Genomic DNA, 11987 nt, shown 5'->3' with positions numbered 1-11987 from the left:
CGGATCGTGACATTCCTCATCCGCACGATCGACCAAACCGCCACCGGCCGCGAGATCGTGCGCGAGCGCGAGGTCGAGGGTGACCGGCTCGCCATCGGCCGCGCGACCACCAACGACGTGGTGGTGGCCGACCTCTCGATCGAGCAGCACCATGTCGTCGCGGCGCTGGGCGAGCGCGGCATGCTCTCGCTCGAGGCGGCGGGCGACCGCGATTTCGCTTTCGACGGGCATCGCCACAGGGCGGTCACCATTGATCCGGCCAAGGGCGGCGCGCTGACGCTCGGCCTCTACACGCTGACCTTCGGACGCGAAGCCGATGGGCGCACGCTGGTCACGGTGACGCAGGACGAGCGCGAATTCGGCAATCGCGATGCAGTGCGCGGCTTCGATCTGGCAAGCGCCATACCCGGCAAGCGTGCTGCGGCATGGATCGGCCTGCTCCTTATCCTCGGCGCCTTCCTGGCGGTGCCGATCTGGAGCGGCCTGGCGCGCAGCGACAAGCAGCCCGGCGCAGACGGCCCCGACCAGGTCGCCTGGGATTCGAGCTGGAGCACGGGCCAATTGAGCCTCGCGCACCATTCGCTCGAGAACAATTGCGAGGCCTGCCACGTCGAACCTTTCGTTTCGGTGCGCGACGAGACCTGCCTCGCGTGCCACCGTGATATCGGCGATCATGCGGACCGGAACGATCTGGTCCGTGCGCGCGGACCGATGGGCACGGGCGAGGCGCTGCTGTGGCAGGTCGCCGAGATCTTCGGCAAGGAGGGCCCCGAAGCCTGCACGACCTGCCACACCGAACATGAGGGGGCGGGGCGGATGGAACCCGCCGCGCAGCAATTCTGTTCGAATTGCCACGCAACTATGGATACGCGGCTGAGCGACACCGCGCTCGGCAATGCGCATGATTTCGGCACCGCGCATCCCGAATTGCAGGCGGTGGTCTTCGCCAAGATCGGCAGCGACAAGACGCGCCGCGTGACGCTCGACGGCCAGGCGCAGGAGGCCAGCGGCCTGCGCTTTCCCCACGCCATGCATCTGTCGGAAACGAACGGCGTGGCGCGCATGGCGGGTAACCTTCCCGCCTATGGCGAGGCGCTGGTTTGTTCGGACTGCCATCGCCGCACCGCCGATCGCAACGGATTTCTTCCGGTCGAGATGGAAAGCGCCTGCGAGGATTGTCACAGCCTCGTCTACGACAAGGTCGGGTCGACTTTCCGCACGCTCCGCCACGGCGATGTCGCGCAAATGCGCGCCGACCTGATCGCCATGGACCGCGCCCCGCGCGCGCCGGTTACGCGCGGCCTCCGACGCCCGGGCGAATTCAAGCGCGGGGGGCGCTATTTCCAGGACTTCGGCAGGCCGGCGCGCAATTACATCGGGATCGCTCAGGCGCTCTCGGAGGACGGCGTCTGCGGCGAATGCCACATCCCCACGACTTCGGGTGGCGAGGCCACGGTGATGCCGGTTTTCCAGCGCGATCACTACTTCCTCAATGCTCGTTTCGACCACGAGGCGCACGAACAGGAAGACTGCACCAGCTGCCATGCTGCCGACACCTCTAGCAAGGCCACCGACCTGCTGCTGCCGACGCTGGCGACCTGCCGCGAATGTCACATGGGCGCGGCGGCAGCGGCGGCGGAAGTGCCCTCTACTTGCGCGATGTGCCACAGCTATCACCCGCCGGACTTCCGTCGCCGGAAGGATGGACCGCTAAGCCCGAAGCCCGGCCGGATCGCCGGCCTGCCGGCGCCTGCCCGAGGAAGAGAATGAAGCCCGGTCGCGAGACACGAGGAGAGGCCCATTGCTGATCGCGCAACTGACCGATGTGCATATCGGATTCGATCCCGACGCGCGGCCCGAAGAGCTCAACCGTATCCGCTTTCGCGCGGTATTGGAGCGGCTCGAACGGGCGCCCCACAAGCTCGACTTCCTGGTCCTGTCGGGCGACCTCACCGATCATGGCGACCGCGACAGTTTTGCCAAGATCGCGGCGGTCCTGGGCGAGATGCCGTGCCCGTTGCTGCCGCTGGTCGGCAATCACGACGATCGCGAGGAACTGCGCCGCGCCTTCCCCGATACGCCTTGCGAGGACGAGTTCCTCCAATATGTCGTCGAGCGCGACGGGCTCAGGATCATCTGCCTCGATACTTTCGAGGAAGGTCGCCACGGCGGCGCCTTCTGCATCCGCAGGCGTGACTGGCTGAAGGCCCAGCTGGCGGCGGGAGGCGACACGCCCTGCGTGATCTTCATGCACCATCCGCCGATCGTCAGCGGGATCGACTGGATGGACCCGGCCCCCGATGAACAGTGGATCGCGCATTTCGCCGATGCTGTCGAAGGTCACCAGCACGCCATCCGCGCGATCCATTGCGGCCACCTGCATCGCCGCGTCGCCGCGCGTTTCCGGGGCATCCCGCTGGGCATCACCCCCTCGGTCGCACCGCTGGTCGCGCTCGACCTGCGCCCGATCGACGAAAACCGGGCCGACAACCGCTCGCTGATTACCACCGAACCGCCGAGCTACGCGCTGCATTACTGGGATGGGCTTGACCTCGTCACGCATTACGAGAGCTGCGGCGAATGGGAGGTTCTCGCCCATTTCGGCGAGCACCTGAAGCCGATGGTGCGCGAAATGAAGGCCGAGCGGCGCTAGTCGTCGAGCGCCGCGGCTGCGCGGTCGAGCCATGGCCCGCGCCCGCCGACCCAGGCACGCGGGTCGGGCTCGTCGCTCACTTTCCACGGCACGCCCGCGCGAGTGAGGAAGAGCCGCTCCATCTCCTCGCGATTGAAGGGACGTGAACCGAGCCGGCCGAAGACCGCCATCTGCCCGCCGGTCTCGTCGACCCCGCGATCGCGATCGAGCCCCTTGCTCAGCGAAAGGGCCGCACCCTTGGTCCGCGCCCAAGCGATCAATTCGGGCTTGGGCGCGGGGCTGAAGCCGTAGAAATTGGGCTGGCTGTCGGGGCTCGTGAGCTGGAGCACCTTGAGCCCGTTCTTCCCGTCGGCGACATAAGCGAACAGCGTCGCATTGGTCGAACCAACGATGACGTCCTCTGCATCGTCGAGAGTGCCGTCCAGCGTGACGCGCTGATAGATTTTCGGCGCCAGCGGCCGCTTGACGTCGAGGATGACGAGTCCGTCCTTCTTGGCCGCGACATAGGCATAGGTCCGCGCGACATAGATCCGCCGCGCATCGGCCAGCGGGACAGTGGCTTGCGGCAAGGCTACGGGATTGCGCATGTCGGTGACGTCGAACAGCTTCACGCCTTCGGCATCGGTCACCCAGAGATAGCGGAACTGGATGGTCGAGGCGCGCGCATCGGTGAGTTCGCGTACCGCCATCAGCTGCGGATTTGTCGGCTCGGACAGATCGATCGTCACCAGGCCGGCAGCCGAGGTGACATAGGCGATGTCACCGGCGAGCGTGATGTGCCGGGCGCCAGTGAGGACGCCATCGGGGTTCCAGGCCTTCCGCCCGTCGGCGAGCGTGGCGCGCTCAAGCTTGTTGTTGCGGAACTCGCCATCGGCCATGGTTTCCACATTGACCAGCACCAGCCCTTCGACGGCGTCGGTGATCACCGCAAAGTCGTAAATCGGCCTCATCGGCTGCTCCTGGTTCACCTGGAGCAGGGTCATCGGCGTGCCATCATCGTTTAGCACCGGTTTGCCGTCGGCATCGTTCACCGGGGTCGCGGCCATCGCCTTGTTGCGGTCGGGCCGCACGGGCTGGTTGGTGGCAAGCGCCATGCAGGTGGCATTTTTCGTCTTTACGTGGCTGTCGTGTCCCATCGCGCTGAAGGGCGCGGTAAGGATCCGCTCGGACACGCCCTTGTTGGCGATCGAGGCGACGTCGTAGACGCGGAACCCCCCCTTGCCTTCGGCGACGAACATGTATTCGCCGCGCAATTGCAGGCAGCCGACAGCGTCGCGGGTGCCCTCGTGGACATTGGCGAATTGCTCGAATGCCTTGGTCTCACCGCCGAGATCGCCATCGAAGGTCTTGCCGCGCACCCAATCTTTGAGCTCGCGGCCATTGTCCTCGACATGCATGCGCCAGTAATCGGGATAGGCATAACGGTGGAGATAGCTGCCGAGCACCGCTTGCGGCTCGTCCCATTCGGTAACGCGCACCGCCTCGAAACCCGTGTCGAGACCGACCCAGGCGTTGAGCCCCACGAAATTGACGAAGTTGGTTCCCAGCAGGAGCAGCTGGCTCATGATCGCATTATTGTCGTCCTCGACCGACAGGTGGCAATCGCTGCAAGTCTTGGTCTCGGTCAGCCGGACGGTATGCGGAAAGTGCGGCGCGAAGGCCTGGCTTGAATAGCCCGATGCGGCGACCGGCGGCTGCTGGACGTAAATCCGCTCGCGGTTGATATTGGTCGAGGACAGCACCAGAGCGCTGGTCGAACGGATTGGGGCGACCTGGTTGCCCTTGGTCGTCTGGTGGCGCCCGAGCTGGAACATCTGGTCGCGCGCGACCTGCGGGTTGTAGGTTGCGAAATTACGCGTCTCCTCACCGCCATAGCGATGGGACTTGGTCTTCCAGTTGGCCTCGATCGGCAGGTGGCATCCACCGCAGCTGGTGGTCCAGGAAAGATGGCAGGTGAAGCAGGCCATTTCCTCGGTGCCATGCGCACGGTCTTCGGGCGCAATCCCGGTACCGAATTCGAACAGCCCGGTTTCCGCCCCCTGCCTGCTCATCAGCTTGGCGCGCGCCGCCTTGGCATTGAAGTGGCTCGAGTTCGGATCGACGCTATCCTTGACGAGGGCCACCTCCCATTCGAGCCTCGGATCGACTATCGAACGCTGGACGAGCACGCGGCGCCCGTCCTCGCCATAGGTCCACTCGAAACGACGCTGGCCATCGGGGTTGCGGAGCAGCGACAGGTCGGTCCCCTTGGGCGGTGCGGCGGGGCCGCTGGTCAGCAGGCTGGGATAGGCGTCGGGCGTGCCGTGGCAGTCCTTGCAGCCGATCTCCACCGCATTGGCGACTTCGCCGTAAATGAGGCCATTGCCGTGGCTGTCCTGCCCAAAGTGGCAGTCGGCGCATTGCAGGCCCTTCTCGGCATGGATGTCCATCAGGTGGACCGTCTTGCCGGGATTGATCCCGGGTTCGACGAACTTGCCCTCGCCCTTCTTGCGCCACTTCTCGGGATCGTCGGGCGCGACGATCTGCCCGTCCTTGTCGAGCAGGTTTCCGTCGCGGTCGCGTTTCAGGATCGCGCGGAAATTCCAGCCGTGGCCGTGATAATCGGCGAATTGTGTATCCTTGAGATCGGGATTGAGGTCGTAGACGTTGCGGAGAAAATCGAGATCGGCCCATTTGCCCTTGGGCGCAGCGCCTTCGGGATTGCGGTCGAGCACTTCGCGCACCTCGGCTGCCGTCGGGTACTTTTGCTCCTTTGGCCACATGTGCGGGGCATCGCTCTCGTAATCCCACATGGTGTAGCCGAGATAGGAATTCAGGAAGATGTTGGGCTGGTGCATGTGGCAATTCATGCACTGCGCGGTGGGGATCGAGCGGGTGAAGCTGTGGCGGATGGGATGGCCGCTTTCCTTCGCGCTGCCGCTTCGCTGCTTGAGCGCGGGTTCCTCGTCAGAGTGCCCCGGCGCCTTCACCGCACCGTGGCCGCCACCGTGCCCGTCATCGTGGCCACCCTCGTAGAGCGCAGCGATAGTCGGATCGATGCTCGCGCTCTGCCCGTCGCGGCCGTATTTGGCATAGGTCAGCGAATGGCGTGGTTCGCGGTCGTTGGCATAGACCACGTGGCACCCCGCGCAGCCCGAATGGCGATAATCGCCCGGCTGGTCATTGGTGCCCATGAACCACATGAAAGGGTCGTTCAGCCGCGTCTTGTGTATGTTGAGCACGGGGATCGCGACGCGCAGGCCCGTGGCCGGACCGCGGTTCGACTGCTTGAGGTCCGGGCGGCCCGGCTCCTCCAGCCGCTGGATGCTCCCCGTGGGGTTGGGCAAGCCAATCTCGGGAAACTGGCTGGCAATGTTGCGCCCGCCGCGCTCGAACACGCGGAAGACGTCGGCGGGCGGGATCACGTGCCAGGTGGGCATCGGATAGAGCGCCGCTAGCGCGCCGCGCGCCTCCTGGTTTTCGGTAACGGTTCCGGCCGGAACGCCAGGGCTCTCGATTTTCGCGGGCTTGCCGTCGCGCGTATAGGCTTCGCCCAGGATGTAGCGTTTGAAGGGCAGAATGCCGTTGTTGTAGGCCGCCCCGCCCCACAGCATCGCGCCCGAAGCCATGATCGAGCGTTCGGCTGCCTCGATCGTCTCGATATGGCAGGCCCCGCAGGCTTCGCGCACGACGCGGTAGTCGCTCGGATTGACGAAGCGGACGAAAACCGGGTCTTCCTTGTTGAGCAGCGCATAGGAGCGCTTGGGATTGGCCGAGGAGGGCCAGTGCCAGCTTTCGGGATAAGTCGGCAGCACATGCGCTGCATCGCGTGCTGCGACATAGGCGGGATCGTCATGCGCGAGTTCGCTATTGCCCATCACATTGGGATTGCCGCCATGACAGTCGACGCAGCCGAGCCGGACTGCGGGCGTTTCGTGCATGGTCGGCTGGTCGGTGCGGATGTGGCAAGAGAAACACCCGGCCGATTTCGCCGCCATCTGCTCTTCTGTCTGGATGCGCGGTGCGGGCGCGGCCATTACGAGGCTGTAATCGCGCTTGACCGGTTTTTCCTTTTCCGCCGCGCGCAGGCCCATGGCTCCTGCAAGCAGCATCAGCGCGATCGCGGCGAGGAGGCGGGAAAGCTCGCGCATCAGTAGGTCAGGATCGCATTGGCGAGCACCGAATAATAGGCGCCCGGATTGCCGAGGGAGGTGAACAAATCGTCGAAGCCGTCACCCGAGATGAGCGCCGCGGCCGAAAGGCGGAAGACGATGTTCTGCGTCGCCTTGGGCCGCCAGATCGCCGCTGCGGAAAGGTCCCAGCCGATTTCCTTGGGGATCGAGCCTTCGTTGCGCAGCGCCTGCAGCGTCGCCGTATTCTCGAACCACAGGTGGTTGGCGTTGGCCGAGAGGCGGAACTCGGGCGTGATGTCGAAATCCGCACCCACGCCAAGCAGCATCAGGCCCGGATTGTTGAAGTTCGACTGCCCCTGTTCCTTCGAACTGCGCAGCGAATTGAGGATGCCATTGCGCCCATTGACGCTGATGGCCCGGCCACCACCTGCGAAGGGGATCGTCTGGCGGATCCAGTAACTCGTGTCGGCGCCTGCGAAGACCGGGTTCTCGAAAATCGCGTCATACCCGCTTTCGGTGTCGTCATAGGGATCGCCGTCGCCGCTGGCATAGGCGCCCGAGACCCGGAAGCGCATCCAGTCGCGGTCGTAGCTCGCCTCGATCGCACCGAACCAGGCACTGATGTCAGCCGGACGGTCGGTGAAGAGGGAATTGCGGTCCTCGCCGAAGACGTAATAGGCGCTGCCGGTCAGGTTGATGCGCCCGATGCGGCCATCGGCATTGTAGCCGATGTAAAAGGCATCATAGTCGCGCCCGCGCAGGCTGCCGAGCAATGCGGGCCGGACCGGGAAGCCGTTATCGTCGATCTGGATGTTGTCGGCTTCGCGATTGGCATTCCACACGAAGGTCAGCTGGCTGGTCAGGGCGGGAATCAGGAAGTCCTGCCGATAGGCGTTGACGTAGAAGACGAAATCGTCGCGCGGGGTCTGTAGCACCGCGTTGAGGCCGCTGTTGGTGTCTTTTTCGAGCCGCCAGAAGCCGCCGAAATTGTATTGGAAGCGGTTGTTGTCGCGCGTGCCGAAGAAGCGCACGCCCAGCTGGTTGTCGTTGAACAGGAAACCGCGAAAATCGGCCTGGAACGGCTGGATGCCCACGCGCACGCTGTCGAAATCGTAGCGGTCGGAAACGTTGCGGAAATGGAAGTCGAAGAAGGCTTCCTGCACGCCCACGAAATGATCGAGGCGATGCGACGGCTTCGACGGTTCGACGAACAGCACGCGGCGTTCGGGCACGTCCACATAGTTGAGGTTGGCAGCCAGCGTGACACGGTATTCGACATCGGGCGGCTTGTAGGCGGTGCTTCCCTTCAGCAGCGCCGCGCCGACGATGAAGGTCTGCGAGAGGACATAGCTCGCGTCCTTGCCGAAAACGTCGAGGCTGTGCGGGCGTTCGGTCGTCTGCACACCCACTGGGATCGGGAAGGTACGCGGCTCGAACACCGTGTCGCTCACCCCGTTGAGCACGAAAAACCAGTCGTCGCCGGTAATCGGCAGCCATTTCACCTTCTCGGGATTGATCGGCCGATCGCCCTTGTAGGTGTTCTGGTTGTAGGGATCCCACCAGCGTTCCTTCACCACACCGAGGCTCTCGATCAGGCGCCAGCGGTCGGGCACGGGCACCTGGTCGACGGGGAAGGCCTCGGGCGGTGGGGCGCGTACGCCACCTTCGTTGGTCTGGGTGACTTCCTCGGGCAGCGGCTCGGTATAGTCGGGGCGTCGACGCCCTTCGATGATCTCGTTGTCGACCGGGGGCGGTTCGGCCGGTTCCGCCTGAACCACCGGCGCCTCGGGAGCAGCCACGGGCGGCAGTTCCGCCTGCGCGGCGAGGACGAGGGCCAGAGGGGCGAAGGCAAGGACCGCCACTAGAGCCCCTCGCAGACGTTCTGCTTCGGATCGTCGAGGAAGGGCGCGAAGGGGCAGTTGACGAACCGCAACCGCACGGTGCGCCCATTGACCGCGACCACGATCCGGTCGGCCCGGATCTCGACCCGGGCATTGCCGATCCCGCCCGCCCGCTGGCCGCCGCTGTGCAGGCCGAGGAAGCTGACCATGTCGTCCTGGTCGATCCCGTCACCAGAGACGCCAATTCCGCCGACTAGCTGGTCGCCGCGATAGATCGGCACCGAGCCGGGGAATATCTGCATCCCGTTGGCGAGGCGTTTCTGTCCGCCGGGTGCGGGCGGCAGCTCGGTGCAGCCGCGGGGGACGTCGGGGGCCGCCCCGCCCGAAAAAATGAAGCCAACCTGCGCCCCGATAGCGGGGGCAACGAGGTCGGTTTGCAGCCCGGTGGCGAAGGGACTGAACTGCTCGGGCCGCTCGACTGACAGCGGCCCGGAAATGCTCCCCACCTCGCCATCGGGGAAATAGGGGCGTGAGAGGTTGCCGCCCGAGCGATCGGAGAAGGCGAAAGAGCCGGTGAGCGCGGTCGGATCGCCGAGAAAGCTGCGCAGGCGCGGCACGTAGCGCGCGATGATCGGCGCCCCGGCGGACAGTTGCTCACCGGCCACCGCATTGGAGAAGAACGCCGCCGTGCGCGCCTTCTGGAGCGAGACGTCGGTGCCGAAAATCGGGCCGTCGGGCGAACGCACGATTCCGAGCACCGCGCCATGCGTATCGACCAAACTGATCGAAGCCTGCATGCGGCTGTCGAGCGGGCGGCGGATCTGCGCGCGCGCGCGGCTCATCACCGCGAAGGCTTCCTCGAGGATTGCGCGCACTTCGGCTGCCGTCAGCGGCGCGGCATTGCTCGCCGCATCGGTGCCCGCGCGGATCGGATAGCGTCCCCCGCCTGTGCCATCGGTCAACACATAGGCATCGCGATTGGCGAATTCGCCCGCGCTGCTGGGGCGGATGCCCGAAGCCTCGCTGCCATAGGCTGTGCCGCCGCGCAGCGTGCCGTCGAAATAGCCCGCGACCGGGACAAGTGTCCCGGCGGGTCCGTTGATCGCGCCGAAATTCGTCTGCAACGGGCCGAGCGTGGCGGATTCGCTGTCCGAATAGCGCAGCGTGGTGCCATCGACCGGGATCCGGTCTGCCTGGATTTCGCGCGGAGCAAGGTAGCCCTGCGTTCCCGCGCGCGCCGCGACCTCTTCCGCATCATTGTCGCGATCGAGGATGTTCGGATCGAAATCGTAGATTCCATCACCCTCGACCCCGATCCCGCCGACCACGACCCCGTCCTTGTAGAGCGGAAATCCCCCGGCGTCGGCAGCGAGCCCGAGCGGAGAGCGCTGCGGGCCGATCATGCCCTGCACGGCGCGGGTCGACAGGTCGGAACAGGGCAGCTGGCTGAACTGCACCCCGAACAGCGGCCCGCTCTCGAGCCCCGCGGTGCTCGGCGCGGGCGGGAAATGCTCCTGCACTATCTGGCTCGCGGTGCGGGTCGAGAATGCATTGCCCCCGCTCGAGAGATAGGCCCCGGTAATCGCCTTGGCGATCGCTGCTGCCGTGGTCGGCACTTCGACGCCCTGCAGGCCCACTTGCGTCATCGCGTTCGCGCTGCCCCCCAGCGTCCGCCGCGATACGCGCGTGCGGGTGGGGGCCCCATCCATCGCGAAGACCGCCAGCACATTGCCCACGCGGTCGACCACGGCAATGGTCGCCGGCAGGCCTCGTGCCTGCGCTTCGCCCACAGCCTGGGCGACGACTTTCTGGACATCGCCGGCCGAGAGCGCCCGCTGCACGGGATCGGCATAAAGCCGGCCCGACGGCGGGGGTGCTGGCGTCGGCGTTGGTGACCCGCCGCCACCGCCTCCGCCGCCGCCGGACCCACCGCCACCACCACAGGCTGCCAGGGCAAGCGCGAGCACCCCCGGGAGGCAGGCGAACGCCCTGCGCCGCATCATTGCAGGCTCCCGATGGCACCCGCCGCGCTGGCGAGCGCGCTGCGGAATTCGGCGGGCCGATAGGTTTCGGGCGCTGCCACCGCGGCATAGGCGCGGTTGACATTGGCGCGGATACCCGCAGCCGCGCCCACCGTCACGCGCCGCTCGCGCACCAGCGCATTGAGCAGCGTGTCGACCGCCATCACCGCCTGGACCGACCCGGCGTAATCGGTGAATCGCGGCGCCGTCGCCTTCGAGGCAATGGCTGCGATCACCCGATAGGCGTCGTCGCCTCCATAGGAGCGCGCGGCTAGGGCATTCGACAGTGCCTGCGCACGTTCGCGCAGCGCCACCGAGGCCTGCTGCGCGCTTGCCCTCTCGCGCCCCATCGCGCGGTGGAAATCGAGGCTCGCGGCGGCAAAGCGCGCGCCCGCGTCGGGTGCGAGCGTTTTGGCGACGGTCGACAGCATGATGATGTTTTCATCGTTGAACGGAGGATTGCCGAAGGGAATCGGTCGCCCCGGATTGGTCTCGAAGGTCAGCCGCCGCGCAGGACCATCGGTGATCTGGCGATGGCAGGAATGGCAGTCGTAGAAATAGAACTCGGGAAACATGCCGCGCATGCCGAAATCCGGCCGGGCGAAGAGGTCGGTCGCGCGCGCCACGGCTTCTGCCTGCCCAACCGCCCACAGCCTCACGCTGTCGGTACGCGGCTTGCGCCGGACATAGTCGGCATCTTCATCGTGATGCTGCTGAAGCGAGGAGAACAGGTCGAGTTCGAAGGATATGCGCGGGTGCCCCGCCGCCATCATCGAATGGGTGACGAACTGGCCGTTGCCGGAGCTGCCGAAATGACAATCGAGGCAGACCTTCGCGCGGACCTGCGGGTTCTCGAGCGGCACCAGCCCCGCGCGGAGATTCGATGCGTGGCTCGCGGCCTTTTCGTAATGAACCTGCAACCAGCCTTCGGCCGGGCCATGGCAGCTTTCGCAACCGACCCCGTCGCTGGTGTGAAACCGCGCACCTCGCTGGGCCGGCGGGACGAAGGTCGCGTGACAGCCGAGGCAGGCGGGCGCGGACGTCGCCGCACCCAGCCCCAGCGTCTCAGCGATTTGCCGCCCCCGGCGGCTGGCGAGAACCGAGTAGGCGCGACTATGCGCGCCGCTGGCCGAGGAGGGTTCCTGCCAACTGGCAATCTCGTCCTGTCGGACCGCCGCGCCATTGCCTTCCGATCGCCCGTGGCAGGTCGAGCCGGCGCAGCTCGCCACGCCCTCGTAACGCGCGCTCGATGAGCCGGCTTCTGCGGAGCTTGAACCGGACGCAGCGATACCGAGTACGCCCAGCAGCAGGAACGGTGCGAGAGCAAGCAACCGAAGTCCTTGCCCCCGCCCTCGGTGCC

At 66.0% G+C, this 11987-nt stretch carries 6 protein-coding genes; 2 read left to right on the top strand and 4 right to left on the bottom strand.

Annotated features, from left to right (window positions below; translation table 11 throughout):
• Positions 1-6: 6 nt before the first annotated feature.
• The gene (locus ACEQZ0_RS12890; RefSeq protein WP_370191342.1) at positions 7-1770 is read left to right on the top strand and encodes a cytochrome c3 family protein; all 1764 of its coding nucleotides are present in this window, start codon (positions 7-9) and stop codon (positions 1768-1770) included.
• A gap of 31 nt (positions 1771-1801) precedes the next feature.
• Entirely contained in the window at positions 1802-2653 is an 852-nt protein-coding gene (locus tag ACEQZ0_RS12885; RefSeq protein ID WP_370191340.1) for a metallophosphoesterase, read from the top strand.
• On the opposite strand, the gene ACEQZ0_RS12880 is transcribed toward ACEQZ0_RS12885, so the two are convergent.
• The 4 genes from ACEQZ0_RS12880 to ACEQZ0_RS12865 form a co-directional block, all read right to left on the bottom strand.
• Positions 2650-6783 carry a hypothetical protein gene (locus ACEQZ0_RS12880; protein WP_370191338.1) on the bottom strand — a complete coding sequence of 1378 codons (4134 nt, stop codon included), beginning with the start codon at positions 6781-6783 and terminating at the stop codon, positions 2650-2652. The genes ACEQZ0_RS12885 and ACEQZ0_RS12880 overlap by 4 nt on opposite strands.
• Positions 6783-8564, bottom strand: coding sequence for a hypothetical protein (locus ACEQZ0_RS12875; protein ID WP_370191426.1), 1782 nt, complete (start codon positions 8562-8564; stop codon positions 6783-6785). Before ACEQZ0_RS12875 ends, ACEQZ0_RS12880 begins: the two co-directional genes overlap by 1 nt.
• A gap of 62 nt (positions 8565-8626) precedes the next feature.
• Complete coding sequence (locus ACEQZ0_RS12870; RefSeq protein WP_370191336.1) at positions 8627-10609, bottom strand: heme-binding protein; 1983 nt, start codon at positions 10607-10609, stop codon at positions 8627-8629.
• Positions 10606-11958 carry a multiheme c-type cytochrome gene (locus ACEQZ0_RS12865; RefSeq protein ID WP_370191334.1) on the bottom strand — a complete coding sequence of 451 codons (1353 nt, stop codon included), beginning with the start codon at positions 11956-11958 and terminating at the stop codon, positions 10606-10608. Before ACEQZ0_RS12865 ends, ACEQZ0_RS12870 begins: the two co-directional genes overlap by 4 nt.
• Between the last annotated feature and the right edge of the window lie 29 nt (positions 11959-11987).

It is taken from the genome of Qipengyuania sp., from assembly GCF_964227205.1.
In the GTDB taxonomy this organism is placed as follows: Bacteria; Pseudomonadota; Alphaproteobacteria; order Sphingomonadales; family Sphingomonadaceae; genus Qipengyuania.
The sequence above is the reverse complement of the archived record's forward strand: the minus strand, read 5'-3'. Positions and strand labels throughout refer to the sequence as shown.